A 26,215-nucleotide genomic window follows, 5' to 3' on the forward strand; every position below is an offset into this window, starting at 1 on the left:
TGTTTTATATGGCTTTAATTTTAGTGTGTAATGTTTTTTCTTAGCGTGGTTTACGCACTGCGATAATTGGTAGGGAATGTTTTGAATATAATGTAAAACTATATTGTTTAGGTTTGCTTAATGTTCATTTAAGTTAGGGTAATGTTTTTGATATAAAATATATTATGTCACTTGCACTATAAAATATATTCTTATGCGAGGTTAAAACTCTGCTATTACGCGAAATAATAACGTTAAGGAGAGGATGAGATAACCTGATTTATTTTCATTGGGCTACAACGTCAGCATGATTTTGCGACAGCAAAAAATTTACGGGGAGAATGAATAAAACTCATCAGTCGGACGTTTACTGACGTCACTCCCCACTCACCCTGGAGCTTTATATGAACACGACCTCGTTTCGTTTGATCCCGGTGCTGATTTTTTCCCTGCTGTCCCCACTGGCGCTGGCGATGGGCAATAATAGTACCGAGAGCAAAACGCCCGACTGTCCTGCCGGACAGGTGTATGACAGCGCTACTCAGAAATGCGTGCCGGACAAGAGCAGCAGCCTCAGCGACCAGGACAAAACCAACTATGCGTACCATCTCGCGAAGAAAGGAGAGTACCAGGCGGCGCTGAATCTGCTTGATTCGCTGAAAAATGGCAATACGGCTGAAGCGTGGAACTATCGCGGGTTCGCCACGCGCAAACTTGGCCGTACGGACGAAGGCATTGGTTACTATCAGCGTGCGCTGGCTATCGCCCCGGATTATGCCAAAGCCCGGGAATATCTCGGTGAAGCGTGGATGGTAAAAGGACGTCCTGACCTCGCGAAAGAACAGCTGAAGGTCATTGCCGGTATTTGTGGCCAGTCCTGTGAGGAGTACCGTGACCTGCAGGCCGCCATTAACGGACATCCGGAATCCTGATTTTCTCGTGGAGGGAAAGCCCATCGCTACCAGTGAGGTTCGTCAACAGTTAGCCGCACATCTGTCGCGTCTCTGGCGCTATGGGCTGGTGCTGTCGCGAAACAGGGATATCGCCGAAGAGCTGGTTCAGTCCACCTGCGTGCGTGCGCTTGAAAGGAGCAGCCAGTATACGCCTGGCACGCGCATCGACAGGTGGCTGTTCGCGATACTGCACTCCATCTGGATCTCTGAGCTTCGGGCTCGACACGTGCGTCAGGGACAGGGATTTGTGGCCAGCGACGAGCTTCTGGCACCGGACACCCGCGAACAGGATGAGACGCGTCTGCATTACCTTAAGGTGATGCAGCGCGTCAACACGCTGCCTGAAGCCCAGCGCAACGCGGTATTTTTGGTTTATGTCGAAGGATTTACCTACCAGGAGGCGGCGGACACCCTGGCGGTGCCGATCGGTACCGTGATGAGCCGGCTGGCAACGGCACGGGCGGCGCTTGCCAGGTCCGCTGACGCACTGCCTCCGGTAAAGGAGAAACGCTATTGAACGCGCACCGTTTTGCACCGCCCTATAACGACGACGCTATCGTGGCATGGATAGATGGCGAGATGTGCCGCGCCGACGCGCAGCATTTTGAAGAACAGTTGAAACGTGATGAACGCCTCGCCGGGCGAACCAACGAACTGATGAAAAGCAGCCAGGATTACGCCGGGGCGTTTGCCTCCCTGCTGGATGACGCGCCTCTGGAGAAAATGCAGGCGCGTCTGGCTGCTATTCCCGAACCACAGTCCTCCACGCCGCCTGGCGTCAGCAGGCGGGCGCTAATTGCCGCATCGGTCAGCTTTTTGATGGTCGGCTCCGGGCTGGGCTACCTGCTGCGGCCCGCTTCCGCGCCAGCGGATGAGAACGCCCATATTCGCGACCTCGAAGCGCAATATATGTCCCTGTACAGCGTCGAGACGCTGCTGGATATGGACAGCGCAACGCCGGTTCTGCAGCGCGGGCTGGAACGGGCCGCGCAGGACATCGGTATAAAGCTGCACATGTCGCAGCTTGTCCTGCAGGGAGCAGAGCTGAAAATGGTACGAATGCTGCGCTATGAAACCACCTCTATCGCGCAGATTGCCTGGATCAACGCCGACTACGGCCCGATGGCGCTCTGTATTTCTCCTGTTGACGAGAAGACCAGGGCCTCTCTGCGCCAGGAGCAGCGGCACAGCATGAACCTGGCGTGGTGGCAGGAGGCGGGCTACCAGTTTGTCCTGATTGGCCGCAACCCGCCGTCTCACCTGCGGGGAAACGCGGAGCAGCTACAGCGGCTCATTTCAGGATGACGGCACGTCGTTTGTCTTAATCGCAATGGCGATGGCAATACGATCGTCCACGACCAGCGCAAACTTATCCATCCCGTAGGACGCGCGCGAGATCGCCGTGGTGGCATCCAGAGTGAGGACTTGCGCATGCGGGTCTTTCACCACGGCCTCCAGGAGCACCGGGCGGGCAATGTTACGCACGGTCAGCGTGCCGAACACCCTGAACCGTCCGTCACCCAAGGCGACCACGCGAGAGCTGATGAACTCGATAGTCGGGTAGTGCTCAGAATCAAAAAACATATCGCTTTTCAGCTGCCAGGTAAGCAGCTTGTTTGATGCCACCAGAGTTGCTACGGGAATGGTGACGTGAATATGATCGTCGACGTCGTTTTCCGGGTTGAGCGTCACGGCGCCCGTCACGCCGCTGAACGTCGCCCAGGAGAGGATGCCGCCGAAGGCATGCCACGATAGCCGAATGGCGGTGTTATCGGTGTCGATAATGTAGCTTTTTGGGGCAGCTAATGCCCACGGACAAAACAAAATCAGCACTATCACCAGGCGTCGCAGCATCTCAGGATCTCTTTTAAGGGGGCAGGGAGTAAACGCGTCACCCCCGGGATCTATTCGACTTTTGTGCGTCAGGGTGTTTTAACGATATCCACCGAGATTTCGACGGCGGCGATCGGGCCCCGGTTTTCCAGCCAGTGGACCGTATTATGGTCTTCCGGCCACCCGACGCCGGGACCGTAATCGGTGGCGATACCGTTACGATGATCGGTGATGGTCCCCTCAAGGATAAAAACGGTTCCGGGGCGATCGATATGATCGTGCTCCGGACCAAAGACCGCGCCGGGGGCGAGCGTCACCCTGCGCATGCGAAGCTGTCGACCGTCCATGCCTGCGATCTCCGGGCCCAGATCGACGATGGAAAGCAGTTCAACGGTAACGCCCTGGGTTTCTGGTGCGGTTTCTTTATGGCTCATGGCGGTGCCCTCCTGAAACAAGTTTAGCCTTCAGGAAGCAGGGCGGGAGGGAATAAAAAAGGCCGCGTATGCGGCCTTTCGAAGGGATTACTCAGTGACTTTCTTTTCCAGCTCGCTGGCACCTTCTTTGGTTTTGTTCCAGCCTTTCTCAGCGCCTTCTTTGGTGGCATCCCACCCTTTCTCGGTGCCTTCTTTGGTTTTATGCCAGGCTTTCTGGGAATCTTCGCTGACCTTGCTGCCAAAGCTTTCGCTTTTACCTTCCGCAGCGTGCTTCTGTTTCAGCTTCAGCTCTTCACCTTTATTCTGCTCTTCGTGCAGTTTTTGCTTCGCCTCGTTGGCGTTTGCGTTCGCCGCAGCGACGGTATCGTCAGTTGCATGTGTGGTCGCAGCAAATACTGGGGAAGCCAGCAGAACGGCAGATAATGCGATAATTGTTTTTTTCATAATATCCTCATTTAACGTTATCGGTTATGAGCGTGATTCAGCATGGCACAGGCGAAGCGGGATGGCTTTAGGAAAAAACTGTAATGAGATCAATGTGCCCTGATGAGGGGGATTTCGCCTGAGGATTATCCAAAGGATAAAAAGCCTATTTCAACAAGGGCGGCGAGGGCCAGGAGAACGAAGATTATGACGGTTATGGGTTTGTACATGTTGGGGTTCCTTCCGGGTTGGGGCGGCTAATCCGTAGCGCTGGGTGATGTGGGTAATTTTGCACAGGCGGGGGTAGAGGGTGTTGATGTTTGTCAAAGCCAGGGGAGTACAACATAAACAACCAGCCGGTAGGTCGTTATGTTTTAAAGATCAAGATATAGTAGCTTTGATTAGAAGGAGGGGAATAGCATGGCGATAACGGAAGAAGCGTTGCTTAGATCTGGTTTCACAAAAGAAGAGCTGCAAAAGCTTAAACGCTACGTGGATACTCAGCGTTCGACGCTGGATATTTTGCTTCCTGCGCTTTCAAATCGGTTTAAAGGGACTGTTATATTTTCAGTCGTACTTACGGTTCTGTTCATACTGGCGGTTTGCTTCGCTTCGCGAGAAAATATCATTTCATCAGGCATTGCTGTAGTGTTTATCTTTGGTATCTTCTGTTGGATGACCCCCCTCAAATTAACGTATAAAGCCTGGCGTTTTAAGCAGGATTATTATCAATAGACAGCAAGTCAAAAACAATTTTTGCGTTTATGCCATATCCAATGATTTTCATGGTGAGTTTTGGCCGACTCATAGAGTCCATATAATCTCATAAGGACTGCTTTGTTGCCTTTACTGGTACGACTATGTTAGTCAGATATCCGAGTAATCGACGATGGTCAGAAATTTCTCCGAATTTACAGGGCAATATAACGCATCGGGAGAACCCTCTTAGGACATTATTGTTCCTGCAAAAAATATCTGGCCTGCCTGTTCACTGCGCGATACCCTGTAATGCTTTGTCTTTTTTGTGAACAGGAAAAAGTATGCTTAGTACGTTACCCGATTTACACAGAAGTTTTGCAGAGCAACTTAAGCTTAAATTTCAGGCTGATTCGCGGATTCACTCCCTTCTCGCCGGCGGCTCGCTTGTTCATGGCGGGTTTGATAAATATTCCGATCTTGATTTTGTCGTTGTGGTAGAGCCTCTCTACTATGACGAAATCATGGCTCAGCGTATTGTGTTCGCCGGAACACTGGGTCACCTGCTCCATGCTTTCACCGGTGAACATGTGGGAGAGCCTCGTCTGCTTATCTGCCTGTATGGTCCCGAACTCCTTCATGTCGATCTGAAATTTGTCACCCTGGAAATGCTCACTCAGCGCGTTGAGGAGCCCGTGGTGTTATTTACCCGTGATAACACCGCTCTGGAGCGCCAACTGGCAAAATTTAGCGCTCACTGGCCTGATATGACGCCGGAGTGGTTTGAGTCCCGAGCCTGGATCTGGCTTCATTACGCGGTGGTGAAACTGGGAAGGGGAGAACTCTTTGAAGCGATAGGCATGCTGGCATTCTTCCGGGAGCAAGTGCTGGGACCTATGCTGTACCGTCGAGCAAATCTACCGCAACGTGGGGTTCGCCGCATCGAATTCCTCAGCATTGATCCTGATGACCTGTTGGCTTCCACGCTGGCAATGCACGATCGTGATTCCGTCAGCATGGCCATCAGAAAGGCTGTTGATGCTTATATCACGCTGCGTGCTGATGCGCTGCCGGAAAATATCGCGGACGATGCGGCACGTTGGGCGGTTCTTGCCATGCTCGAAGCCAGAACCTGACCTTAAAAGGTTTGGTCTGTTCCGTACCCATGTTCAGACGATGTTTGCTAAAAAAATGGTTGTCTGAATTTCGGTTGTGAGGTTCTTGCTGAGTGCTTAGATTCATTTTCAATCTATCGAGAGGATATGAATATGAACTTTGCAGAACGCCACTATCAGCATGAGCCTCTTCTTATCGCCAACGTCTGGGATGCCGCCAGTGCTGTCGCAGCGCAAAAAGCAGGCTATCAGGTACTGGGAACGTCCAGTGCAGCTATAGCGTCCACACTGGGATATGACGACGGCCAGGGAATGCCGTTTGATGAGTTATTTTATATGGTCACCCGGATCCGGGCTGTCAGCAACCTGCCATTGAGCGTTGACATGGAAGCAGGGTACGGTGATTCAGCTGAAGAGATAGTAGCCAATCTGAGGCGCCTTGCTCAGACAGGCGTCGCAGGCGTTAACCTCGAAGACAGCCGAGTCATAAACGGGGTTCGTCAGCTTGACGATGCCTCTGATTTTTCCCGTAACCTGAGAGCAGTGTGCAATATGCTGAGAAGGGAAGATTATCGTCAGTTTCTGAATATCCGGACTGACACGTACTTGCTCGGGCATGAAGACGCGTTGCAGGAGACGATATTACGGGGTCAACGCTATAAAGCTGCAGGTGCCGACGGCCTTTTTGTTCCCTGCCTGACGTCAGAGAAAGACATCAGACTCATAGCAGAGGCAACGGGATTGCCCCTGAATGTTATGTGTATGCCCGATCTACCGTCATTCGACAGGCTGAAACGGGCCGGGGCAAGCCGCATTTCAATGGGCAATTTTGTTCATTCAGCGATGCAGTCAACGTTGACTGATGTCATGCATGCGATCCGAGCGCGTCAGACGTTTGAAGGACTTTTTAGTGATGAAAATAACCGATAAGAATTTATGCGATATCTGGTATCAGGCATTACTTGAACGTTCTTCAGAATATACTGGCGTGTTTTTTGTTGGCGTCAAAACCACTGGCGTATTCTGCATTTCGGTATGCCGGGCGCGAAAGCCCAAACGCGAAAATGTCGAATTTTATAAAGATGCCAAATCTGCCCTGGCGGCTGGCTTTCGTCCCTGTAAGGTCTGCAGGCCCGCTGAAAATGCGCACAGCGCGCCATTATTCGTTGAGCAGGCGCTTGCGCTTGTCAGGCGCGATATTAAATCCCGTGTAGCAGACGCGGAGCTTCGTCAGCATGGCATCAGCCCGGAGCGGGTAAGACGCTGGTTCCTGCAACATCACGGCATCACTTTTCAGGCTTTCCAGCGAATGCAGCGGGTGAACGTTGCCTTGCAGGAGCTGAAAAGCGGACGAGCGGCGACTGACGTTGCGCTGGACAATGGCTATGAATCCCTTAGCGGCTTTGGTTACACCTACAAGCGGCTTACTGGCGCTGCGCCGACTCAGGCAACCCAGGTGATAGTCATTCACCGGTTCACCACGATGCTTGGACCGATGTTTGTCTGCGCGACAGAGCGGGGAGTCTGTCTGCTGGAGTTTACCGATCGCCGGATGTTGGAAACAGAATTCCGCGATATACAGCGTTTATTTAACGCCAGAATCGTCACCGGCGAAAACAACCATACCCGACAGACAGTAAAAGAGATCGGCGAGTATTTTGCCGGAACGCGCCGACAGTTTGATCTCGCTTTAGATGCCCCGGGCAGTGATTTTCAACAATCCGTCTGGCATGCGTTGCGTGCTGTTCCCTATGGACAGACCTCACACTATCAGGCCATTTCACTACGGCTTAATAAGCCAAATGCTGTGCGCGCCGTCGCTGCCGCTAACGGTGCCAACCGGATTGCGATTGTGATTCCCTGTCACAGGATAATTGGAAAAGATGGCGCGATGACAGGTTATGGAGGGGGGATTTCACGCAAAGAATGGCTCATTGAGCATGAGAGAAATAATGTTTAATTGTGTGATGTCGCTGTGTCGCAGGGAAATTTTATGAACTTCGCGGGACATATTGAGGGTACAAAAAAGCCCGCAGGGCTTGCGCCATGCGGGCTTTTAGGACTTCATCAGTCGACTCTGGTGATCGCCGATGGAGAATTTTGGTGGAGCTGGCGGGAGTTGAACCCGCGTCCGAAATTTCTACATCCTCGGTACTACATGCTTAGTTTGTCTTTACATTCGCACGCCAGCTGCGGACAGACACGCCACTAACGAACTAGCCTGATTAGTTTTAACGCTTCAACCCCAGGCAGGGCTTCCACGCGATCTCTTTTGGGTTTGACCTCTCTTTGATCCCCGTCTTAAGAGCGGAAGCTAGGGAGAGAGGGCTCAGAGCAGGTTATTAAGCTGCTAAAGCGTAGTTTTCGTCGTTTGCGACTATTTTTTGCGGCTTTTAACGAGGCAAACCGCCCCTCGGCATGCACCTTGGGTTTCGCAAATCCCGTCGAATCCAGAATCAGCCCCAATAGTGTTGAACTAAGTATACCAGATTTCACTTCCTGGATACCAGCCCGGAACGCTAACTTATTGAATAGTACAATAAGTGTGCAGAATCAACGTCCTGCGTTTTTCATGATGCGCGCTTTGTCGAGCTGCCATTCGCGCTCTTTCAGGCCAGTACGTTTGTCGTGCTGTTTTTTACCCTTTGCGACGCCAATTTTCACTTTGCACCAGGCGTTTTTCCAGTACAGCGACAGGGCGACCACGGTGAAACCTTCACGGTTGATGCGTCCGTAGAGGGATTCCAGCTCACGCTTGTTCAGCAGCAGCTTGCGGGTGCGCGTAGGGTCACACACGTAGTGTGAGGAGGCGACGGTCAGCGGCGTAAAGTTCGCGCCGAACAGGAAGGCTTCGCCATCTTTCAGGATCACGTAGCTATCGCCGATGTTGGCTTTCCCGGCGCGCAGCGATTTTACTTCCCAGCCCTGCAACGCAAGGCCAGCTTCGAATTCTTCTTCAATGAAATACTCGTGGCGAGCACGCTTGTTGAGCGCAATGGTCGCCGAGCCTGGTTTATGTGCTTTTTTCTTCGTCATAAGTGTCGTAAAGCCGTCGGTAATCTGATTTCAAAAAGTCACCTCATTGCGTCCTGTGAGGTCTAACGCGCTATCTTAGCACGAGATGAGGCTTAGCGTTTTTTTAACAGGTGATAAATGTTATTATTTGTCCGTTGTGTGACCATGGGAAATGCTATGCCTCAGATTAGCCGTACTGCGCTTGTGCCTTACAGCGCGGAACAGATGTATCAGTTAGTGAACGATGTTCAGTCTTATCCAGAATTTATTCCGGGATGCACCGGGAGCCGCGTTCTGGAGTCCGGCCCGACGCAGATGACCGCGGCGGTGGACGTCTCCAAAGCGGGGATCAGCAAGACGTTCACCACCCGCAATACGCTGACCAGCAATCAGAGTATTTTGATGCATCTGGTGGATGGTCCGTTCAAAACCCTGATGGGGGGCTGGAAGTTTACGCCGCTGAGCGCTGACGCCTGCCGCATCGAGTTCCAACTGGACTTTGAATTTACCAATAAGCTGATTGAGCTGGCGTTTGGCCGCATCTTTAAAGAGCTGGCGTCGAATATGGTTCAGGCGTTCACCACCCGCGCCAAAGAGGTTTACAGTGTCGCATAAGATTGCTGTAGAAGTGGTGTACGCGCTGCCGGAGAAGCAGTATCTGCAGCGCGTGACGCTGGAAGAGGGGGCAACCGTTGAGGCGGCTATCCGCGCGTCCGGCATCCTTGAGCTTCGCAGCGATATCGACCTGGCGAAAAATAAGGTCGGGATTTACAGCCGTCCGGTGAAGCTGGGTGATGTGCTGAAAGAGGGCGATCGGGTGGAGATTTATCGTCCGCTGATTGCCGACCCGAAAGAGCTGCGTCGTCAGCGTGCGGAGAAGGCGGGTAAGTAGCGTGTTTTCCCCTCACCCTGACCCTCTCCCCAAAGGGGCGAGGGGATAAAAGAAATACAAAAAAGGTGCTCAATGAGCACCTTTTTGCATTTCTGACTTCTGATTATTTGGTCAGGGCAGGCTTGTTGTCGATGTTGGTCAACACACCGGCGCTGCTGAAGGTCAGCGTCAGGGTCTGCTGGGTCGCATCTTCGTGGCCCGGCTTCTGACGGAATACATAGAACCAGGTGTTAGTGCCGAACGGATCGGACATCATCGGGGTTCCCAGTGTATAAGCGACCTGCTGTTGTGTCATCCCCACGCGGATTTTGGACACATCGTTAGGGGTAAGGTAGTTCCCCTGGTTGATGTCAGGACGGTAAACCACTTTCTCCAGAGTGGAACAGCCTGCGGTCAACATCAGAAGAACCGCAGCGGCAGCGGTCAGCATTTTACAACGCATAGTGATTTGATTCCTTTTCGGGCCCGAGCAGAACGCGGCTCATATGTAATATGCCGATGATAATAGACCTTGCCCCACTTTGAAACCGGTCTGGCGGCGTTTTTGTTGTTCTGTATGACCCTGAGATCCCGAAAAAGTTTATGCTGCCAGCAGTTCTTTCGCGTTCGCGAGCGTGTTACGCGTGACTTCGCTGCCGCCGAGCAGGCGTGCCAGCTCCTGCAGGCGCGCACGTTTATCCAGTGGCTTCATGTGCGTTTCGGTCATTTCACCGTCGGTTTCTTTACTGACGATAAAGTGATGATGACCACAGCCCGCGACCTGCGGCAGGTGGGTGACACACATCACCTGCGTTGATTCGCCTAGCTGGCGCAGCAGTTTACCCACCACCGCCGCCGTTGGGCCGCTGATGCCGACATCCACTTCATCGAAAATCAGCGCCGGGGTGTCCATTTTACGCGCGGTAATCACCTGAATTGCCAGCGCAATACGCGACAGTTCACCGCCGGAGGCCACTTTGGAGATAGCCTGCAGCGGCTGCCCCGGGTTGGTAGTGACGCGGAACTCGATGCGGTCCGCACCTTCCGCCGTCAGGTGATTCTCTTCAAAGCGGACATCAATGGTGAATACACCGTGCGGCATCGCCAGCGTGTGCATGCTGTCGGTGATGTGCTGGCTTAGCTCCTGGGCGTAACGCTGACGGATTTCATGCAGCTTTTGCGCTGTCGCCAGGGCCTGTTCATGGTGCAGGTTCACCGCCAGAGAGAGGGTTTCCTGCGAATCAGCCTGATCGTCAAGCTGCTGCTGCTCTTCCAGCAGAGACTGATAGTAGCCCGGCAGCTCTTCCGGCGTGACGTGGTGCTTGCGCGCCAGTGAAATCTGACGGGAGATACGTTGCTCCAGCTCAAACAGACGGTTCGGGTCGAGATCCAGACGTTCACAGTAGTGGCGCAGTTCGTCACTGGCTTCGGAGATCTGAATAGCCGCTTCTTCCAGCATATCCAGGACGCCTGAAAGTTTGCTGTCCATGCCGACCAGTTCGGTAATCAACTGGCGGACGTTATACAGCTGTCCTTGCAGGTTCACGTCTTCGCCATCCGCCAGCAGGTTAAGCGCATTCTGGCTGGTTGAGAGCAGGTGACCGCTGTTCGCCAGGCGTTTGTACTCTTCGTCGATTTGCTCAAACTCACCCGGCTGCGGGTTGAATTCGTTCAGCTCTTTAAGCTGGTACGCCAGCAGCTCCGCACGTGCGGCGCGCTCCTGGCTTTGCTGCTGGTGCTGGGCAAGTTCACGGCAGCTCTGATGCCACTGGCGATAGTGTTCCGCCATAAGCTGAGTAAGCGCGTACTCACCCGCATAGCCATCCAGCAGCGCTTTCTGCTGTTCGGGTTTGACGAGTTGCTGATGCGCATGTTGACCGTGGATCTGGATAAGCAACTGGCCGAGTTCACGGAGCTGGGAAAGGGGGACCGCCGTGCCGTTGATAAAACCGCGGGAACGACCGTCGCTGCTGATGACGCGGCGGAGTAAACACTCACGTCCATCTTCAAGCTGGTTCTGTTCCAGCCAGCGCTGGGCGGCAGGGGTGTCTTTCAGGGAGAAACGGGCGCACAGGTCGGCACGGTTGGCGCCCATGCGCACCATATCGCCCTCTGCGCGGCCGCCAAGGCACAAGCCGAGGGCATCAATGGCAATGGATTTACCTGCACCGGTTTCCCCGGTGATCGCCGTCATGCCGCTGTGGAAATCGATCTCAAGCTCACGAACAATGGCAAAGTTGCTGATGGTCAGTTGTGCCAGCATAATTGTTTTCCTGTATGAAAAACCATAACTGTGTTTTCATACAGTATAAACTGGTTTTTTATACAGTAAAGTACTGGATGCAGAATCAGAACAATTTTTTTGACCAGCCAAGCTTCGAGCTTAATGTGTTGAAATAGCTGTAATCTTTCGGGTGAATCAGATTCAGGTGGTAATCACACCGGCGAATAAGAACATCTTCACCTTCCTGGATCGGCAGCGCTATCTGGCTGTCGCAGCTGATCTCCAGGTCGTTACGGCGGTGCGAGAAGCGCAGACGGATCGTGCTGTCGCCGTTGATGACCAGCGGACGGGCGGAGAGCGTGTGCGGGAACATTGGCACCAGGGTAATGGCATCCAGTGAGGGCGTCAGGATCGGGCCGCCGGCAGAAAGCGAGTAGGCGGTTGAGCCGGTCGGGGTGGAGATAATCAGCCCGTCAGAACGCTGGGAGAAGGCAAAGATTTCGTCGATATAGACTTCGAACTCGATCATGTGCGCCACTTTACCGGGGTGAAGGACTACCTCGTTAATCGCGGTGCTGATGCGCTTCTGGCAGTCCTGCTGGCACACCTGCGCTTCCAGTAAAAAGCGTTTTTCACTGATATAGTGGCCTTCCAGCACGTCGGCCAGCTGCTGCTGCGCATTGTCCGGGTCGAGGTCGGTTAAAAAACCGAGATTGCCACGGTTGATGCCGATGACCTTAATGTCATAACGCGCCAGCGTGCGGGCCGCGCCGAGCATGTTGCCGTCGCCGCCCACCACCACGGCGAGATCGGCCTGCTGGCCAATTTCCGCCAGCGTGCCGGTTTTGACGCTCTTCAGCTGCAGCTCCTGGGCAATCTGCTGCTCGACCATCACTTCATAGCCTTTGCTACACAACCAGCGATACAACATTTCATGTGTCGTTAGTGCGGTAGGGTGACGCGGATGCCCGACGATCCCAATACACCTGAAATGATTATTCATTTTCTGGAGGTCCTTGTGCCTGATGAATGATGACAATCTGTCTTGTTCCCTTGAATCCCGGAAACTGATCCCCATAATAAGCGAAGTTAGCGAGATGAATGCAGAAAAACGCGGAGAAATTCATGAGTAGTAAAGAACAGAAAACGCCTGAGGGGCAAGCCCCTGAAGAAATTATCACGGAACAGCACGATGAAGTTGAGGCTGTAGAGCCAGACGCATCTGCTGAGCAGGTGGACCCGCGCGATGAAAAAATTGCGAATCTGGAAGCCCAGCTGGTAGAAGCACAGAATCGCGAACGCGATGGTGTTCTGCGCATCAAGGCGGAAATGGAAAACCTGCGTCGCCGTACCGAGCAGGACGTTGAGAAGGCGCATAAATTTGCGCTGGAGAAATTCGTCAACGAACTGCTGCCGGTGATCGATAGCCTCGATCGTGCGCTGGAAGTGGCTGACAAAGCGAATCCGGACAACGCCGCAATGATCGAAGGTATCGAACTGACGCTGAAATCCATGCTCGACGTGGTGCGTAAGTTTGGCGTGGAAGTGATTGCCGATACCGACGTTCCGCTGGATCCAAACGTTCACCAGGCGATTGCGATGGTGGAGTCCGAAGAGGTGGAAGCCGGTAAAGTGCTGGGCGTAATGCAGAAAGGTTACACCCTGAACGGCCGTACCATTCGCGCGGCGATGGTGACCGTGGCGAAAGCGAAAGCGTAATTTAGCCATCCGTAGTGCCGGGTGGCGACGTTCGCCTCACCCGGCCTACAGCCTTACTCCGCGATACTTTCGCGCAGGGGTTTAACGGGTAGGACTTTCACCTGCTTAATCATATTGTCCTGCACGTCCAGGATATCAATATCGTACTGCTCAATGCGCACCCGCGTGCCCGCCGCCGGGATCTCTTCCAGCGCTTCCAGAATCATCCCGTTAATGGTCCGAGCCTCATCTTCCGGTAAATGCCAGTTAAAGGCTTTGTTGAGTTCGCGAATGTTCGCGCTGCCGTCAATCAGCACCGAGCCGTCGTTTTGCGGGGTGACCTCTTCCGCGAGGGAAGGCGACATTGAGGTGGTAAAGTCCCCGACAATCTCTTCCAGAATATCTTCGACCGTCACCAGCCCCTGGATATCGCCGTACTCGTTGACCACCAGGCCGACCTTCTTCTTGTTACGCTGGAATTTCACCAGTTGCGTGCTGAGGGGGGTTCCTTCCGGCACGTAGTAAATTTCGTCGGCGGCGCGCAGCATCACCTCTTTGGTGAACTCTTTTTTCTCGGTCATCAGCCGGTAGGCTTCGCGCACGCGCAGCATGCTGATGGCGTCATCCAGCGAGTCGCGATAGAGCACAATGCGCCCGTGCGGGGAGTGCGTCAGCTGGCGAACGATGGCTTTCCAGTCGTCATTGATGTCGATACCGACGATTTCGTTACGCGGCACCATGATGTCGTTCACGCTCACCTTTTCCAGATCCAGCACCGACAGGAGCATGTCCTGATTGCGCCGGGAGATCTGCGAGCGGGATTCATGCACGATGGTGCGAAGCTCTTCTTTGCTGAGCGCGCTGCTGATGGTGACGTCGGCTTTGATTCCCACCATCCGCATCAGGACGCGCGTCACCATGTTCAGCAGCCAGACCAGCGGCATCATCAGGATCTGCAGCGGTGCCAGCAGGAAGCTGCTCGGGTAGGCGACTTTCTCAGGGTAAAGCGCGGCGATGGTTTTCGGCAGCACTTCGGCAAACACCAGCACCACGAACGTCAGCACGCCGGTGGCAATCGCCACCCCTGCGTTGCCGTACAGGCGCATCCCGACGATGGTGCCGAGGGCAGAGGCCAGAATGTTGACGAGGTTGTTGCCGATGAGCACCAGGCTTATCAGGCGATCCGGCTTGCGGAGCAGTTTTTCAACGCGACGTGCGGCGCGGTTACCCTGTTTAGCACGATGACGTAACCGGTAGCGGTTTAAGGTCATCATGCCGGTTTCCGAGCCGGAGAAATAGGCGGAGATGACCACCATGACGATCAGCGTAACGATCAGCGTGGTGGTAGAGATGTGTTCCAGGGGGAACTCCTTTGTTTCTTAGCCAGCAAATTGCTGTATGAAGCGGCTGCCAAAATAGGCAAGGGTGAGAATGCCCGCACCCGCGACGTTGAACCAGACCACGCGACGACCGCGCCAGCCTTCATGATAATGGCCCCATAACAGGACAATATAGACAAACCACGCGATGATGGAGAGCACCGCTTTATCGATATTCTCCACGCTGAACAGGTTCTTCATGTAAAACAGGCCCGTGCAGAGCGTCAGCGTCAGCAGCACCACGCCCACCTGGGTGATGTGGAACATCTTGCGCTCAATGACCATCAGCGGCGGCATCTCATGATTAAACGCCAGCTTTTTGTTTTTCAGCTGATAGTCAATCCAGGCGAGCTGCATGGCGTAAAGCGCGGCGATGATCAGCGTCGCGTAGGCAAAGAGCGACAGGCCGATATGCACCAGCATCCCCGGGGTAGCCTCCAGATGCGTAATAAACTCATTAGGCATAAAGGTGGCGAGGGCCAGATTGATCAGCGCGAAGGTGTAGACAATCGGCAGCAGCAGCCAGCCGCGATTTTTAGACGCGACGATGGTCATCACCGTACAGATCATCAGGCTGACCAGCGAGCCGACGTTGAGGACGCTCAGGTTTTGCACGCTGCCGTCGCCGGGAATGATGCGTGATTCCAGCGCAAAGGCGTGGCTAATCAGTGCGATCACCGCCGAGAGAATAGCCATGCGCCGCCAGCCGCTGTTTTTTTGCAGCAGTCCGGGAATAATCAGCGCGAGGCTGACAGAGTAGGCAACAAGGGCGATCAGTGCGAAAACAGGCATATAGGCATCGACAGTTGTCTTAATAAGAAAGAGAAGCAGTATAACGTTACGTGACGCCTGCTCCAACCGTTGCATAACAACAAAGGCGCCTTCATGTTATACTCCGGCAAAATTCTGTGTATGTGTCGCCCATGGCGGCCCAACGTTTCTACTCAGGCGAGAGACAATGTTTGATAATTTAACCGATCGTTTGTCGCGCACGCTGCGCAACATCAGCGGCCGCGGACGCCTTACTGAAGAGAACATCAAGGAAACGCTGCGCGAAGTGCGCATGGCGCTGCTGGAAGCAGACGTCGCGTTGCCGGTTGTTCGTGATTTTATCAACCGCGTAAAAGAGAAGGCGGTTGGTCATGAAGTTAACAAGAGTCTGACCCCGGGTCAGGAGTTCGTCAAAATCGTTCGTAATGAACTGGTTTCGGCGATGGGCGAAGAGAACCAGGTGCTTAACCTGGCGGCTCAGCCACCGGCCGTGGTGCTGATGGCGGGCCTGCAGGGTGCGGGTAAAACCACCAGCGTCGGTAAGCTGGGTAAGTTCCTGCGTGAAAAGCACAAGAAGAAAGTGCTGGTGGTCTCTGCGGACGTCTATCGCCCGGCGGCGATCAAACAGCTGGAAACCCTGGCAGAGCAGGTTGGCGTGGATTTCTTCCCGTCCGACGTGGCGCAGAAGCCTGTCGACATCGTTAACGCCGCGCTGAAAGAGGCGAAGCTGAAATTCTATGACGTGCTGCTGGTGGATACCGCCGGTCGTCTGCACGTCGACGAAGCGATGATGGACGAGATCAAGCAGGTGCATGCCTCTATCAACCCGGTAGAGACCCTGTTCGTTGTCGACGCCATGACCGGTCAGGATGCGGCGAATACCGCGAAAGCGTTTAACGAAGCGCTGCCGTTAACCGGCGTGGTGCTGACCAAAGTGGACGGTGACGCCCGCGGCGGTGCGGCGCTCTCTATTCGTCACATCACCGGTAAGCCGATTAAATTCCTCGGCGTGGGCGAGAAAACCGAAGCGCTGGAGCCGTTCCACCCGGACCGTATTGCCTCCCGTATTCTCGGCATGGGCGACGTGCTGTCGCTGATCGAAGATATCGAGAGCAAGGTTGACCGCGCGCAGGCCGAGAAGCTGGCCAGCAAGCTGAAAAAAGGTGACGGTTTCGATCTCACCGACTTCCTTGAGCAGCTGCGTCAGATGAAAAACATGGGCGGCATGGCCAGCCTGATGGGCAAACTGCCGGGCATGGGCCAGATCCCTGACAACGTGAAAGCGCAGATGGATGACAAGGTGCTGGTGCGTATGGAGGCGATCATCAACTCGATGACCCTCAAAGAACGCGCAAACCCGGATATCATCAAAGGTTCCCGTAAACGCCGTATCGCAGCCGGTTGCGGCATGCAGGTGCAGGACGTTAACCGCCTTCTGAAACAGTTCGACGACATGCAGCGCATGATGAAGAAAATGAAGAAAGGCGGCATGGCGAAGATGATGCGCGGCATGAAAGGGATGATGCCTCCCGGTTTTCCAGGGCGTTAATCGCTTTTGAGATTGCTTTTTGCCCGAAAATGAGTAAAATTTTCGGGCTTTTAATATGACACCCGGGCTCCGTTCCTCGATGGGGCCCGGTTGTTTTATTCACACAAGAGGATGTTATGGTAACTATTCGTTTAGCACGTCACGGCGCTAAAAAGCGTCCGTTCTACCAGGTTGTTGTGACTGACAGCCGTAATGCACGCAACGGTCGCTTCATCGAGCGCGTTGGTTTCTTCAACCCACTGGCCGCTGGCGCAGAAGAAGAAACTCGTCTGGATCTGGATCGTATCGCTCACTGGGTTGGCCAGGGCGCTACTGTTTCCGATCGCGTTGCTACGCTGATCAAAGCAGCAAACAAAGCAGCTTAATCTGTCACGGTGGTCATGATGAGCAATAAAGTACCTGTTGAACCGATCGTATTGGGAAAAATGGGTTCTTGCTACGGTATCCGTGGTTGGCTCAGAGTGTTTTCCTCCACTGAAGACGCTGATAGCATTTTTGATTACCAGCCCTGGTTTATCCAGAAAGGCGGTAAGTGGGAAGAGGTCGAGCTGGAAAGCTGGCGTCACCACAATCAGGACATCATCATCAAGCTGAAAGGCGTTGACGATCGTGATGCCGCGAATGCGCTGACTAATTGTGAAATTGTCGTGGATTCGTCGCAGTTGCCACAGCTGGAAGAGGGCGACTACTACTGGAAAGACCTTATGGGTTGCCAGGTAGTCACTACCGAAGGCTACAGCCTGGGGAAAGTCATCGATATGATGGAAACCGGGTCGAATGACGTTCTCGTCATTAAGGCAAACCTGAAAGATGCATTTGGCATCAAGGAGCGGTTGGTCCCGTTCCTCGATGGACAGGTTATCAAGAAAGTCGATCTCACTACTCAAACCATTGAAGTAGATTGGGATCCTGGTTTTTAAATTCTCCGGATAAACGGTAAAAGACGGCGCTATGTGGATTGGCATAATTAGCCTGTTTCCTGAAATGTTCCGCGCGATTACCGATTACGGGGTAACTGGCCGGGCAGTAAAGAATGGCCTGCTGAGCATCCAGAGCTGGAGTCCTCGTGACTTTACTCATGACCGGCACCGTACCGTGGACGATCGTCCTTACGGCGGCGGACCGGGGATGCTAATGATGGTGCAACCCTTACGGGACGCCATTCACACAGCAAAAGCCGCGGCAGGTGAAGGCGCAAAGGTGATTTATCTGTCACCTCAAGGACGCAAGCTTGATCAAGCGGGCGTGAGCGAACTGGCGACGAATCAAAAGCTGATTCTGGTCTGTGGGCGCTACGAAGGGATAGATGAGCGCGTAATCCAAACCGAGATTGACGAAGAATGGTCTATCGGCGATTACGTTCTCAGCGGTGGTGAGTTACCGGCAATGACGCTGATTGACTCCGTCGCCCGGTTCATTCCGGGGGTTCTGGGCCATGAAGCTTCGGCAACGGAAGATTCCTTTGCTGACGGGTTGCTGGACTGCCCACACTATACTCGTCCTGAAGTGTTAGAAGGGATGGAAGTACCGGCGGTGTTACTGTCTGGAAACCATGCCGAGATACGTCGCTGGCGTTTGAAGCAGTCGCTGGGCCGAACCTGGCTTAGAAGACCTGAACTTCTGGAAAACCTGGCTCTGACTGAAGAGCAAGCAAAGTTGCTGGCCGAGTTCAAAACTGAACACGCGCACCAGCAGCATGAACATGATGGGAATGCGTAATACGCTCCCGAATATCAGTTTACCCAGGATAAGAGATTAAATTATGAGCAACATTATTAAGCAACTTGAACAAGAGCAGATGAAGCAGGACGTACCTTCCTTCCGTCCAGGTGACACCGTGGAAGTGAAAGTATGGGTTGTTGAAGGTTCCAAAAAACGTCTGCAGGCATTCGAGGGCGTGGTTATCGCTATTCGTAACCGCGGTCTGCACTCTGCATTCACTGTTCGTAAAATTTCCAACGGCGAAGGCGTTGAGCGTGTCTTCCAGACTCACTCTCCGGTAGTTGACAGCATTGCTGTTAAACGTCGTGGTGCTGTACGTAAAGCTAAACTGTACTACCTGCGTGAGCGTACTGGTAAGTCTGCTCGTATTAAAGAGCGTCTGAACTAAGATTCGCTTAAGCGACATCCTGTTAGAAAGGGCTGGCCGAAAGGCTGGCCCTTTTTTTATCCCATCGCACCTCTCGCGTTAACCCTTTTGTCATAAATCATTTACAATGCTTGCCTCTTGAATGGAGGGGAAGTGGATAACGTACTGCATCAGCCTGACCGGAAACGCGCAGCGGCATTGACCGCGCTGTTCGCGATCCTGCTGATCGTGGTAGCACCGCTTATCTCCGTCTCGTTGCAGAAAGATCCCATGAGCGCCATGCCGGGCATGCATCATGACATGAGCATGATGTCGATGGACGAGCATCACGGCGATATGCCGCACACGATGCCTGTCGACCATGCTGAAGCGTGCGGCTACTGCGTGCTGTTAGCGCATGTCCCTGGCGTGATGCTGGCGCTCATCATCCTGCTCAGCGTGGTGCTGCAGAGGCTTCGCGTTAAGCCGCCGCGTCAGGCGGTCAACCACTGGCACTTCTTCCCCTGGCTTTACCCTGATACCCGCGCGCCGCCGCGACAGTCTGCTTTTTCCCTTTAAAAACAAAATCGATAACTTTTTGCCTTAAAAAGGAAAAGTATGACTACCTGCACTCCGCGCGCGGCATGGGGAAACCTGCTGCGTCGCCTCCATTTCTACGTCGGGCTGTTTGTCGGCCCGTTTATCTTCTTCGCCGCGCTGACCGGGACGCTATATGTGGCGACCCCGCAGCTGGAAAACGCACTCTACCGGCACGCGCTCCACGCGGATTCCGTGGGCGAGCCGCAGCCTCTGGCAGAACAAATCGCCGCGGCGGAAAAAACCGTTGGATCAGATTTACGTTTGCACGCCGTGCGTCCGGGGCTGGTTGAGGGCGAAACCACCCGCGTGATGTTCGCTGACCCGAAACTTGGGCCATCGGAGAACCGGGCTATCTTTATCGATCCGGTGAGCCTGGCGGTGCTGGGAGATCTGACGGTATACGGCACCAGCGGGATTTTACCCCTGCGTCAGACCATTGATTACCTGCATACCTCTCTGCTGCTGGGCGACATTGGGCGCCTTTACAGCGAGCTTGCGGCCTCGTGGATGTGGGTTGCCGCGCTGGGCGGTGTTGCCCTGTGGTTTTATACCCGACCCAAACGGCGGATCAACAATCGCTTCCAGAACCGGCGTCGGGTGCACGTGACGCTGGGCTGGGTTCTGCTGGGTGGAATGCTGCTGTTCTCCGCAACCGGCCTGACCTGGTCCCAGTGGGCTGGCGGGAACGTGGATAAGCTGCGGGCAGAGATGAACTGGCTCACCCCGCAGGTGAACATGACGCTATCCGGCCAACATGAGGTTATGGATGAACATGCCGAACATCGCGGTCATCACGGTGGGATGATGATGCCGGAAATGGCGATGGATTTTACGCAGTTTGACAAAGTGCTAAGCGCGGCGCGTAAAGCGGGGATTGATGCCAACAGGCTGGAGATCCGCCCGGCGAAAACGAGGGATCGTGCCTGGACCGTGACGGAAATCGATCGCAGCTGGCCGACCCAGGTCGATGCCGTTGCGGTTGATCCTTCGACGATGCAGGTTCTGGACAGAACCCGATTCGAGGATTTCCCGCTAATGGCAAAACTGACCCGCTGGGGCGTGGATTTTCATATGGGGATCTTATTCGGCCTGGCAAATCAGCTGCTGCTTGTGGCGTTCGGCCTCGCCCTGTGCGTGCTCATTATCTGGGGATACCGGATGTGGTGGATGCGTCGCCCGGCGCAATCGGCAGTGAGTCCGGTACTGACGCTTTGTCAGAGCTGGCTGGCGCTGTCAGGATGGGGAAGAGGCGTTACGGTGGTAACCAGCGTACTGTTGGGGTTGGCCCTGCCGATCATGGGCGCGAGTCTGGCGCTGTTTGTTCTGGTGGACTGGCTGCGCTGGCGAGCGGCAACCAGGGTGACGCTCGCCGAATCATCCGCTAAATAACCCTATGGCGTGCTGATAACCACTGCGACGCGGCGGTTTTCAGCGCGCCCTTGTGGGGTACTGTTGCTCGCAACCGGGTATTTTTGACCTAATCCCCGCGTGGTGAGATTGCTGCGCGGGATATTTGCACCCTTAGCCCAGGCTTCGGCCACCGCATTGGCGCGTTTTAACGACAGCGCTTCGTTGTAGCTTTCTTCCCCGTAGTTATCCGTGTGACCGTCCATTCGCGCGTGGTTCAGCCCGGTTTCCGCCAGGCGAGAGGCCATGGACTGGATCTGTGTTTCACTTTCCGGGCGCAGCCTGGCGTCATTTTTATCAAACAGGATGGTGTCCGATATGCCAAGCGACCAGTCACCGTTCAGTTCGTTAAAACCGTAAGACTTCATCGCCGCAATTTGCTCAGGAGTGAATTTGCCTTCCGGCGGCGACTGACAGCCTGCCAGAATCAGTGAGGCCAGTACTATCGGCGCGAAGTAACGTTTTAACATAGAATTTCCTTTCTAACTTATTGTTTTCGTACGCTGGTTTTTAACCTGGTACATGTTGCGGTCAGCCCTCTCCAGTAATGCTTCCACGGAAGCATTTTCCCACGCCAGAGCAAAGCCAATGCTGAGTGACATCGATGCTTTTTGTCCGTTATGAAGATCAAACGGACGGATAAATTGCTGCGAAAGCGCAGCACAAATGTGTTGAACCTCAAGCTCAGAGTGCACGCCGTACAGCACCATGGCGAATTCGTCACCGCCAAGCCGGTATGCCTGGTGACGTTTGTCGCCAAACTCCATCATCCTGCTGGCGACTTCAATCAGCACGCAGTCTCCTGCCGCGTGTCCCCAGGTGTCGTTAATAAACTTAAAATTATCACCGTCGAGGAAGAGCAGGGCCGAGTTTGTTTTGGCTGAAGGGTCGTTCATTAAGGCTGCAATGCTGTTACGAAATGCCGCACGGTTGGCAAGACCGGTAAGCGGGTCGTGCATGGCGGTACGCAACAGCTGGGCGTTTTTCGCCTGCAGCTTGAGCTGCCACTCTTCCATTTCATCCAGAAGACTGTTGAAGTCCTCGCCAAACTGGTGAAATTCTTCGATACGGCCATCTTTCACCCGGCGGGAGAAGTTGCGGTTCGTGCGTACGTCATGCACGACGTCGGTAATGTTCTGCAGGGCCGTAACCATCCCACGATGCAAAGACTGGGTAATGATGAACGCGACGACGGCGGCAAAGAGAATGCAGCCGGTCAGAACGGCAAACGACATCCAGATGAAATGGCTGATCAGACTGTCACGCGCGGTAAGGCGGATTTCGCCGATCGTTAAGCCGTTATGCATGATGGGCTGCGCAACCGGTACGGGGAAAAGCCAGCGGCTGACCAGTGCCCCAAGCGTGTCGTTGTTATCTTCCGGGTTCCAGGACCAATAGGCGAACCGCTTTTTATGCGCGTTAATCACCTCGGCCACGGCAAACTGCCCCTGTTTGCCCAGGGCGGCAAGCGTTTCGCTGGCCGCCAGCGAGTCGTTGAAAACCAGCGAGGCTTCCAGGCTGTGGCTCATTGTGGCGCCGGTTAATTCGAGATTCTTTTGCGCGTATTGTTTTAAGGTTACGACGGAGGCAAAACAGAGCAACAGCCATATTAACGTCATGGTGATAATGACGCTTATCATGCTGTTTCGCCTCAACGTTCTTTTAAACGTAGGACGTGATGTTGAAGTGAAATCTTTATCCATGCTGCTTATTCCGTGCCAGCATTAATACATCCGGATTGACTCTTACGCCACTGCGCGTCAATGCATCCAGGTTGACGGAAAACCGTACCTGGCCGCGATCGATCATCAGGCAAAAGGCACTGCCAATTACACATTCCGGATTTTGCTCTGAGATTAATAGCAACGCTCTGCCCTGATATTGACTTATTAATTCAAGTTGTTTTGCCGGTGATTCAGATCCGAAATAAATCGCATCGCACGTCGCGGCCAGGGCTTCCCGATCGTTATGTACAATAACGGGGGTATAAGGTAACTCGTTGTGCCCTTCGTCGCCGCTGAGGGCATGCGTATAGTGAGAAGTGGCGTAGACGCAGAGTTTAGGTTGCCCGGTAAGTGACGGCCATCGCGTATAGCTCACAATGCCTGAGACAATTGAGCGTACCGATTTATCCGTTTCCGTAAGTGCGCCTGCCGTCGTTGGGCCCACCATAAGGAACAGCATTAACACCAGAGTGAGTCGGAAAAAAGAGATCAAGAATGAATTTCTCACCAGAATCCGCCACATCGCTCCGGAAATAGACGTCCTTAAGAGTTGCGGGCAGAATACCATTGTTTATCAGATCCGTCATTATGTCAGAAATAGCATCAGGCCAACCTAAGCTAAATCCTACTGTTGTGTATTTTCCGGTGGATAAAAACAGACTTAATTGAGTCTGCTGGAGCGCATACTTTCATCCATCCCTTTCTGCCATGACGCACGCAGTGTTGCCGCGTTTTCGGCAGTATCGCAGCTGGCAGGGAAAGATTTCCCTGCTAATCCCCAGGCATGAATAAATCCTTCTTCGCAGACTTTCTTCTGACCATCGGCATAGCCGCGAAGATATTCACTACGATCGACGTGCGTGTCGTTAAAACTATCGGCCAGGGCCTGGTTATCTTTAACCGGCAGGCCATTCATGGCGTCTTCTTTACCGGCATCAAACCAGGATGGGCTGGTCCAGTCGGGCTGGAAGGTGTAAGGATTGATCTGACAGCCCGTTAAAAACAGCGACAACAGCGCGAGAGCAATTGAACGCATAGCCATTCTCCTTTTTTCTTCAGCATAGCCTGGCTAAAGAAAATCTGTCTGTAATTTAAAGTTTACGTTTTTATCGGCTGATTTTTGCAATAAATTGGTCTCTGTAAACTAATCTGTACGTATTTTGGATTGAAATGTTTACTTTTTATGGTATCGTGGTCTCACCTCATCGAGGAAAACAACTATCGCAAACGAGCTTTACAGGATCGCCATCATGCAAAAAGACGCGCTGAACAACGTACATATCACTGACGAACAGGTTTTAATTACTCCGGATCAACTGAAAGCAGAATTTCCGCTGAGCGTCGCGCAGGAGGCTCAGATTGAGCACTCTCGCCAGACCATTTCTGACATTATCGCCGGCCGCGATCCGCGCCTGCTGGTGGTATGCGGTCCTTGCTCCATTCACGATCCTGAAACCGCCATTGAGTACGCTCGTCGATTTAAAACATTAGCGGAGGAGGTCAGCGATAGCCTCTATCTGGTGATGCGCGTCTATTTTGAGAAGCCACGTACTACCGTCGGCTGGAAAGGGTTGATTAACGATCCGCACATGGATGGCTCGTTTGATGTGGAAGCAGGCCTGAAGATTGCGCGTCGCCTGCTGGTGGAGCTGGTCAGCATGGGGCTGCCGCTGGCAACCGAAGCGCTGGATCCGAACAGCCCGCAGTACCTTGGCGATCTGTTCAGCTGGTCCGCGATTGGTGCGCGTACCACGGAATCGCAAACCCACCGCGAGATGGCGTCGGGCCTGTCGATGCCGGTTGGCTTTAAAAACGGTACCGATGGCAGCCTGGCGACGGCGATCAACGCTATGCGTGCTGCCGCCATGCCGCACCGTTTTGTCGGTATCAACCAGGCGGGCCAGGTCTGCCTCCTGCAAACGCAGGGCAACCCGGATGGCCATGTGATCCTGCGCGGCGGGAAAGCCCCGAACTACAGCCCGGCGGACGTGGCGCAGTGTGAAAAAGAGATGGAGCAGGCGGGACTGCGCCCGGCACTGATGGTAGATTGCAGTCATGGTAATTCGAATAAAGATTACCGTCGCCAGCCAGCGGTTGCGGAATCTGTGGTCGCACAGATCAAAGATGGTAACCGTTCGATTATCGGTCTGATGATCGAGAGCAATATTCATGAAGGCAATCAGTCATCTGAACAACCGCGCAGTGCCATGAAGCACGGCGTCTCCGTGACGGATGCCTGCATCAGTTGGGAGACCACCGATGCGCTGCTGCGTGAGATCCACAAAGATTTGAACGGCCAGCTGGCGACGCGTCTGGCTTAAGAGGTTTAGTTATGGTTGCTGAATTGACCGCACTGCGCGATCAAATTGATGAAGTTGATAAGGCGCTGCTGGATCTGCTGGCGCGCCGTATGGCGCTGGTTGCCGAAGTGGGTGAGGTGAAAAGCAAATACGGCCTGCCGATTTACGTCCCGGAGCGCGAGGCCTCCATGCTGGCCTCCCGTCGCAAAGAGGCGCAGGCGCTGGGCGTTTCTCCGGATTTGATTGAAGATGTTCTGCGTCGCGTGATGCGGGAGTCCTATTCCAGCGAAAACGACAAGGGCTTTAAAACTCTCTGCCCGTCCCTGCGTCCGGTGGTGATTGTCGGCGGTGCAGGGCAGATGGGGCGTCTGTTTGAAAAAATGCTGACGCTGTCTGGCTATCAGGTGCGCATTCTGGAAAAAGAGGACTGGGCGCAGGCACCGGAACTCATGAAAGATGCCGGGATGGTTATCGTCAGCGTGCCGATCCACGTGACGGAGCAGATCATCGAAAAGCTGCCTCCTTTGCCGAAAGATTGCATCCTGGTGGATCTGGCCTCTGTCAAAAATGGTCCGCTACAGGCCATGCTGGCTGCACATACCGGCCCGGTGCTGGGCCTGCACCCAATGTTTGGCCCGGACAGCGGCAGCCTGGCTAAGCAGGTGGTGGTTTACTGCGATGGTCGTCAGCCGGAAGCCTATCAGTGGTTCCTGGAGCAGATTCAGGTATGGGGTGCGCGACTGCACCGCATGAGCGCGGTCGAGCACGATCAGAACATGGCGTTCATTCAGGCGCTGCGCCACTTTGCGACGTTTGCCTACGGCCTGCATCTGGCGGAAGAGAACGTGCAGCTTGAACAGCTGCTGGCACTCTCTTCACCGATCTATCGTCTGGAGCTGGCGATGGTCGGCCGCCTGTTCGCGCAGGATCCGCAGCTTTACGCGGACATTATTATGTCCTCCGAGAACAACCTGGCGCTGATCAAGCGCTACTATCAGCGCTTTGGGGAAGCCATTACGCTGCTGGAGCACGGAGACAAGCAGGCGTTTATCGACAGCTTCCGCAAGGTCGAGCACTGGTTTGGCGATTACGCGCAGCGTTTCCAGAGTGAGAGCCGGACGCTGTTGCGCCAGGCAAATGACAGTCGCCAGTAATGCGATGATGTATATACTGAAA

At 53.9% G+C, this 26,215-nt stretch carries 32 protein-coding genes and 1 other RNA gene; 19 read left to right on the forward strand and 14 right to left on the reverse strand.

Translation table 11 applies throughout. The features are described from left to right. Positions 1-383 precede the first annotated feature (383 nt). From AC0TN7_RS15200 to AC0TN7_RS15210, 3 genes are read left to right on the forward strand one after another with little or no spacing between them, the layout of a single operon-like run. Entirely contained in the window at positions 384-911 is a 528-nt protein-coding gene (locus AC0TN7_RS15200) for a tetratricopeptide repeat protein (protein ID WP_024908319.1), read from the forward strand. A 7-nt stretch (positions 912-918) separates the two neighbouring features. Then, on the forward strand, positions 919-1,449 hold the full coding sequence (locus AC0TN7_RS15205; RefSeq protein ID WP_024908320.1) for an RNA polymerase sigma factor: 531 nt from the start codon (positions 919-921) through the stop codon (positions 1,447-1,449). Continuing rightward, complete coding sequence (locus tag AC0TN7_RS15210; protein ID WP_473702248.1) at positions 1,446-2,237, forward strand: anti-sigma factor family protein; 792 nt, start codon at positions 1,446-1,448, stop codon at positions 2,235-2,237. Before AC0TN7_RS15205 ends, AC0TN7_RS15210 begins: the two co-directional genes overlap by 4 nt. On the opposite strand, the gene AC0TN7_RS15215 is transcribed toward AC0TN7_RS15210, so the two are convergent. The 3 genes from AC0TN7_RS15215 to AC0TN7_RS15225 form a co-directional block, all read right to left on the reverse strand. Beyond that, on the reverse strand, positions 2,229-2,786 hold the full coding sequence (locus AC0TN7_RS15215; protein ID WP_032645317.1) for a YceI family protein: 558 nt from the start codon (positions 2,784-2,786) through the stop codon (positions 2,229-2,231). The genes AC0TN7_RS15210 and AC0TN7_RS15215 overlap by 9 nt on opposite strands. A 68-nt stretch (positions 2,787-2,854) precedes the next feature. Continuing rightward, positions 2,855-3,199, reverse strand: coding sequence for a cupin domain-containing protein (locus AC0TN7_RS15220; RefSeq protein WP_417927828.1), 345 nt, complete (start codon positions 3,197-3,199; stop codon positions 2,855-2,857). Between the two features lie 87 nt (positions 3,200-3,286). Then, on the reverse strand, positions 3,287-3,643 hold the full coding sequence (locus tag AC0TN7_RS15225) for a hypothetical protein (RefSeq protein ID WP_008502540.1): 357 nt from the start codon (positions 3,641-3,643) through the stop codon (positions 3,287-3,289). 399 nt (positions 3,644-4,042) lie between these two features. Between AC0TN7_RS15225 and AC0TN7_RS15230 the strand changes: the two genes are divergently transcribed. From AC0TN7_RS15230 to AC0TN7_RS15245, 4 genes are all read left to right on the forward strand, one after another. Further along, on the forward strand, positions 4,043-4,357 hold the full coding sequence (locus tag AC0TN7_RS15230; RefSeq protein WP_024908324.1) for a hypothetical protein: 315 nt from the start codon (positions 4,043-4,045) through the stop codon (positions 4,355-4,357). A 305-nt stretch (positions 4,358-4,662) separates the two neighbouring features. Further along, a complete protein-coding gene (locus tag AC0TN7_RS15235; protein WP_473702249.1) occupies positions 4,663-5,454 on the forward strand; it encodes a nucleotidyltransferase domain-containing protein in 792 nt (263 codons plus the stop codon). 132 nt (positions 5,455-5,586) lie between these two features. After that, the gene (locus tag AC0TN7_RS15240; protein WP_473702250.1) at positions 5,587-6,363 is read left to right on the forward strand and encodes an isocitrate lyase/PEP mutase family protein; all 777 of its coding nucleotides are present in this window, start codon (positions 5,587-5,589) and stop codon (positions 6,361-6,363) included. After that, positions 6,347-7,393 carry a bifunctional transcriptional activator/DNA repair enzyme AdaA gene (locus AC0TN7_RS15245; protein WP_473702251.1) on the forward strand — a complete coding sequence of 349 codons (1,047 nt, stop codon included), beginning with the start codon at positions 6,347-6,349 and terminating at the stop codon, positions 7,391-7,393. The genes AC0TN7_RS15240 and AC0TN7_RS15245 overlap by 17 nt, the downstream gene beginning before the upstream one ends. Before the next feature lie 141 nt (positions 7,394-7,534). Here the strand turns inward: AC0TN7_RS15245 and ssrA are convergent. Continuing rightward, positions 7,535-7,897, reverse strand: a transfer-messenger RNA (tmRNA) gene (ssrA, locus tag AC0TN7_RS15250). 89 nt (positions 7,898-7,986) lie between these two features. Beyond that, positions 7,987-8,469 carry an SsrA-binding protein SmpB gene (gene smpB, locus AC0TN7_RS15255; RefSeq protein ID WP_473702252.1) on the reverse strand — a complete coding sequence of 161 codons (483 nt, stop codon included), beginning with the start codon at positions 8,467-8,469 and terminating at the stop codon, positions 7,987-7,989. A gap of 156 nt (positions 8,470-8,625) precedes the next feature. On the opposite strand from smpB, the gene AC0TN7_RS15260 reads away from it, so the two are divergent. Further along, on the forward strand, positions 8,626-9,063 hold the full coding sequence (locus AC0TN7_RS15260; RefSeq protein ID WP_024908332.1) for a type II toxin-antitoxin system RatA family toxin: 438 nt from the start codon (positions 8,626-8,628) through the stop codon (positions 9,061-9,063). Beyond that, complete coding sequence (locus AC0TN7_RS15265) at positions 9,053-9,340, forward strand: RnfH family protein (protein ID WP_023308884.1); 288 nt, start codon at positions 9,053-9,055, stop codon at positions 9,338-9,340. The genes AC0TN7_RS15260 and AC0TN7_RS15265 overlap by 11 nt, the downstream gene beginning before the upstream one ends. 103 nt (positions 9,341-9,443) lie before the next feature. On the opposite strand, the gene bamE is transcribed toward AC0TN7_RS15265, so the two are convergent. The 3 genes from bamE to nadK all read right to left on the reverse strand — a co-directional run bounded on the left by bamE (position 9,444) and on the right by nadK (position 12,546). After that, positions 9,444-9,782, reverse strand: coding sequence for an outer membrane protein assembly factor BamE (gene bamE, locus AC0TN7_RS15270; RefSeq protein ID WP_023308883.1), 339 nt, complete (start codon positions 9,780-9,782; stop codon positions 9,444-9,446). A gap of 138 nt (positions 9,783-9,920) precedes the next feature. Then, on the reverse strand, positions 9,921-11,582 hold the full coding sequence (gene recN / locus AC0TN7_RS15275) for a DNA repair protein RecN (RefSeq protein WP_024908333.1): 1,662 nt from the start codon (positions 11,580-11,582) through the stop codon (positions 9,921-9,923). 85 nt (positions 11,583-11,667) lie between these two features. Then, positions 11,668-12,546 carry an NAD(+) kinase gene (gene nadK, locus AC0TN7_RS15280; RefSeq protein ID WP_008502500.1) on the reverse strand — a complete coding sequence of 293 codons (879 nt, stop codon included), beginning with the start codon at positions 12,544-12,546 and terminating at the stop codon, positions 11,668-11,670. A gap of 122 nt (positions 12,547-12,668) precedes the next feature. Here nadK and grpE point away from each other — a divergent pair, with 122 nt between their 5' ends. Beyond that, a complete protein-coding gene (gene grpE, locus AC0TN7_RS15285; RefSeq protein ID WP_023308880.1) occupies positions 12,669-13,262 on the forward strand; it encodes a nucleotide exchange factor GrpE in 594 nt (197 codons plus the stop codon). A 53-nt stretch (positions 13,263-13,315) separates the two neighbouring features. Here the strand turns inward: grpE and AC0TN7_RS15290 are convergent, their stop codons facing one another. Together AC0TN7_RS15290 and AC0TN7_RS15295 are read right to left on the reverse strand one after the other, a co-directional pair. Then, the gene (locus AC0TN7_RS15290) at positions 13,316-14,602 is read right to left on the reverse strand and encodes an HlyC/CorC family transporter (protein ID WP_032646908.1); all 1,287 of its coding nucleotides are present in this window, start codon (positions 14,600-14,602) and stop codon (positions 13,316-13,318) included. Between the two features lie 18 nt (positions 14,603-14,620). Then, positions 14,621-15,412, reverse strand: coding sequence for a cytochrome C assembly family protein (locus AC0TN7_RS15295; RefSeq protein WP_032623031.1), 792 nt, complete (start codon positions 15,410-15,412; stop codon positions 14,621-14,623). 166 nt (positions 15,413-15,578) lie between these two features. Between AC0TN7_RS15295 and ffh the strand changes: the two genes are divergently transcribed. From ffh to AC0TN7_RS15330, 7 genes are all read left to right on the forward strand, one after another. Continuing rightward, positions 15,579-16,940, forward strand: coding sequence for a signal recognition particle protein (ffh, locus tag AC0TN7_RS15300; protein ID WP_014884878.1), 1,362 nt, complete (start codon positions 15,579-15,581; stop codon positions 16,938-16,940). 116 nt (positions 16,941-17,056) lie between these two features. After that, positions 17,057-17,305: a 30S ribosomal protein S16 gene (gene rpsP / locus AC0TN7_RS15305; RefSeq protein ID WP_003863133.1), complete on the forward strand. Its 249-nt coding sequence runs from the start codon at positions 17,057-17,059 to the stop codon at positions 17,303-17,305. A 15-nt stretch (positions 17,306-17,320) separates the two neighbouring features. Beyond that, positions 17,321-17,860: a ribosome maturation factor RimM gene (gene rimM, locus AC0TN7_RS15310; RefSeq protein ID WP_032645319.1), complete on the forward strand. Its 540-nt coding sequence runs from the start codon at positions 17,321-17,323 to the stop codon at positions 17,858-17,860. A 31-nt stretch (positions 17,861-17,891) separates the two neighbouring features. After that, positions 17,892-18,659 carry a tRNA (guanosine(37)-N1)-methyltransferase TrmD gene (gene trmD / locus AC0TN7_RS15315; RefSeq protein WP_014832949.1) on the forward strand — a complete coding sequence of 256 codons (768 nt, stop codon included), beginning with the start codon at positions 17,892-17,894 and terminating at the stop codon, positions 18,657-18,659. Between the two features lie 43 nt (positions 18,660-18,702). Then, positions 18,703-19,050 carry a 50S ribosomal protein L19 gene (gene rplS / locus AC0TN7_RS15320; protein WP_002914145.1) on the forward strand — a complete coding sequence of 116 codons (348 nt, stop codon included), beginning with the start codon at positions 18,703-18,705 and terminating at the stop codon, positions 19,048-19,050. Between the two features lie 132 nt (positions 19,051-19,182). Next, entirely contained in the window at positions 19,183-19,587 is a 405-nt protein-coding gene (locus tag AC0TN7_RS15325) for a DUF2946 domain-containing protein (protein ID WP_024908337.1), read from the forward strand. 39 nt (positions 19,588-19,626) lie between these two features. Beyond that, on the forward strand, positions 19,627-20,997 hold the full coding sequence (locus AC0TN7_RS15330) for a PepSY-associated TM helix domain-containing protein (RefSeq protein ID WP_473702253.1): 1,371 nt from the start codon (positions 19,627-19,629) through the stop codon (positions 20,995-20,997). 2 nt (positions 20,998-20,999) lie between these two features. Here the strand turns inward: AC0TN7_RS15330 and AC0TN7_RS15335 are convergent, their stop codons facing one another. The 4 genes from AC0TN7_RS15335 to AC0TN7_RS15350 all read right to left on the reverse strand — a co-directional run bounded on the left by AC0TN7_RS15335 (position 21,000) and on the right by AC0TN7_RS15350 (position 23,775). Next, on the reverse strand, positions 21,000-21,485 hold the full coding sequence (locus AC0TN7_RS15335) for an OmpA family protein (protein WP_024908339.1): 486 nt from the start codon (positions 21,483-21,485) through the stop codon (positions 21,000-21,002). A gap of 12 nt (positions 21,486-21,497) precedes the next feature. After that, the gene (gene dgcN / locus AC0TN7_RS15340) at positions 21,498-22,718 is read right to left on the reverse strand and encodes a diguanylate cyclase DgcN/YfiN (RefSeq protein ID WP_024908340.1); all 1,221 of its coding nucleotides are present in this window, start codon (positions 22,716-22,718) and stop codon (positions 21,498-21,500) included. After that, on the reverse strand, positions 22,711-23,262 hold the full coding sequence (gene yfiR, locus AC0TN7_RS15345; protein WP_193745674.1) for a regulatory sequestration protein YfiR: 552 nt from the start codon (positions 23,260-23,262) through the stop codon (positions 22,711-22,713). The genes dgcN and yfiR overlap by 8 nt, the downstream gene beginning before the upstream one ends. Positions 23,263-23,400: 138 nt before the next feature. Then, the gene (locus tag AC0TN7_RS15350) at positions 23,401-23,775 is read right to left on the reverse strand and encodes a DUF2799 domain-containing protein (protein ID WP_024908342.1); all 375 of its coding nucleotides are present in this window, start codon (positions 23,773-23,775) and stop codon (positions 23,401-23,403) included. A 214-nt stretch (positions 23,776-23,989) separates the two neighbouring features. On the opposite strand from AC0TN7_RS15350, the gene aroF reads away from it, so the two are divergent. Continuing rightward, complete coding sequence (gene aroF / locus AC0TN7_RS15355) at positions 23,990-25,060, forward strand: 3-deoxy-7-phosphoheptulonate synthase AroF (protein ID WP_024908343.1); 1,071 nt, start codon at positions 23,990-23,992, stop codon at positions 25,058-25,060. A gap of 11 nt (positions 25,061-25,071) precedes the next feature. Then, a complete protein-coding gene (gene tyrA / locus AC0TN7_RS15360) occupies positions 25,072-26,193 on the forward strand; it encodes a bifunctional chorismate mutase/prephenate dehydrogenase (RefSeq protein WP_473702254.1) in 1,122 nt (373 codons plus the stop codon). Positions 26,194-26,215: the final 22 nt, after the last annotated feature.

The sequence above is a fragment of the Enterobacter sp. PL_is511 genome (assembly GCF_055816065.1).

Excerpts from the sequence above, each read along its gene's own strand:
- yfiR (WP_193745674.1), bottom strand. The coding sequence starts at position 23,262 with ATGTGGCGGATTCTGGTGAGAAATTCATTCTTGATCTCTTTTTTCCGA.
- rplS (WP_002914145.1), top strand. The coding sequence starts at position 18,703 with ATGAGCAACATTATTAAGCAACTTGAACAAGAGCAGATGAAGCAGGAC.
- AC0TN7_RS15200 (WP_024908319.1), top strand. The coding sequence starts at position 384 with ATGAACACGACCTCGTTTCGTTTGATCCCGGTGCTGATTTTTTCCCTG.
- aroF (WP_024908343.1), top strand. The coding sequence starts at position 23,990 with ATGCAAAAAGACGCGCTGAACAACGTACATATCACTGACGAACAGGTT.
- nadK (WP_008502500.1), bottom strand. The coding sequence starts at position 12,546 with ATGAATAATCATTTCAGGTGTATTGGGATCGTCGGGCATCCGCGTCAC.
- rpsP (WP_003863133.1), top strand. The coding sequence starts at position 17,057 with ATGGTAACTATTCGTTTAGCACGTCACGGCGCTAAAAAGCGTCCGTTC.
- AC0TN7_RS15220 (WP_417927828.1), bottom strand. The coding sequence starts at position 3,199 with ATGAGCCATAAAGAAACCGCACCAGAAACCCAGGGCGTTACCGTTGAA.
- ffh (WP_014884878.1), top strand. The coding sequence starts at position 15,579 with ATGTTTGATAATTTAACCGATCGTTTGTCGCGCACGCTGCGCAACATC.
- AC0TN7_RS15215 (WP_032645317.1), bottom strand. The coding sequence starts at position 2,786 with ATGCTGCGACGCCTGGTGATAGTGCTGATTTTGTTTTGTCCGTGGGCA.
- AC0TN7_RS15230 (WP_024908324.1), top strand. The coding sequence starts at position 4,043 with ATGGCGATAACGGAAGAAGCGTTGCTTAGATCTGGTTTCACAAAAGAA.
- grpE (WP_023308880.1), top strand. The coding sequence starts at position 12,669 with ATGAGTAGTAAAGAACAGAAAACGCCTGAGGGGCAAGCCCCTGAAGAA.
- rimM (WP_032645319.1), top strand. The coding sequence starts at position 17,321 with ATGATGAGCAATAAAGTACCTGTTGAACCGATCGTATTGGGAAAAATG.
- recN (WP_024908333.1), bottom strand. The coding sequence starts at position 11,582 with ATGCTGGCACAACTGACCATCAGCAACTTTGCCATTGTTCGTGAGCTT.
- AC0TN7_RS15260 (WP_024908332.1), top strand. The coding sequence starts at position 8,626 with ATGCCTCAGATTAGCCGTACTGCGCTTGTGCCTTACAGCGCGGAACAG.
- trmD (WP_014832949.1), top strand. The coding sequence starts at position 17,892 with ATGTGGATTGGCATAATTAGCCTGTTTCCTGAAATGTTCCGCGCGATT.
- tyrA (WP_473702254.1), top strand. The coding sequence starts at position 25,072 with ATGGTTGCTGAATTGACCGCACTGCGCGATCAAATTGATGAAGTTGAT.
- AC0TN7_RS15240 (WP_473702250.1), top strand. The coding sequence starts at position 5,587 with ATGAACTTTGCAGAACGCCACTATCAGCATGAGCCTCTTCTTATCGCC.
- AC0TN7_RS15235 (WP_473702249.1), top strand. The coding sequence starts at position 4,663 with ATGCTTAGTACGTTACCCGATTTACACAGAAGTTTTGCAGAGCAACTT.
- AC0TN7_RS15245 (WP_473702251.1), top strand. The coding sequence starts at position 6,347 with ATGAAAATAACCGATAAGAATTTATGCGATATCTGGTATCAGGCATTA.
- AC0TN7_RS15295 (WP_032623031.1), bottom strand. The coding sequence starts at position 15,412 with ATGCCTGTTTTCGCACTGATCGCCCTTGTTGCCTACTCTGTCAGCCTC.
- AC0TN7_RS15330 (WP_473702253.1), top strand. The coding sequence starts at position 19,627 with ATGACTACCTGCACTCCGCGCGCGGCATGGGGAAACCTGCTGCGTCGC.
- bamE (WP_023308883.1), bottom strand. The coding sequence starts at position 9,782 with ATGCGTTGTAAAATGCTGACCGCTGCCGCTGCGGTTCTTCTGATGTTG.
- dgcN (WP_024908340.1), bottom strand. The coding sequence starts at position 22,718 with ATGGATAAAGATTTCACTTCAACATCACGTCCTACGTTTAAAAGAACG.
- AC0TN7_RS15335 (WP_024908339.1), bottom strand. The coding sequence starts at position 21,485 with ATGTTAAAACGTTACTTCGCGCCGATAGTACTGGCCTCACTGATTCTG.
- smpB (WP_473702252.1), bottom strand. The coding sequence starts at position 8,469 with ATGACGAAGAAAAAAGCACATAAACCAGGCTCGGCGACCATTGCGCTC.
- AC0TN7_RS15225 (WP_008502540.1), bottom strand. The coding sequence starts at position 3,643 with ATGAAAAAAACAATTATCGCATTATCTGCCGTTCTGCTGGCTTCCCCA.
- AC0TN7_RS15350 (WP_024908342.1), bottom strand. The coding sequence starts at position 23,775 with ATGCGTTCAATTGCTCTCGCGCTGTTGTCGCTGTTTTTAACGGGCTGT.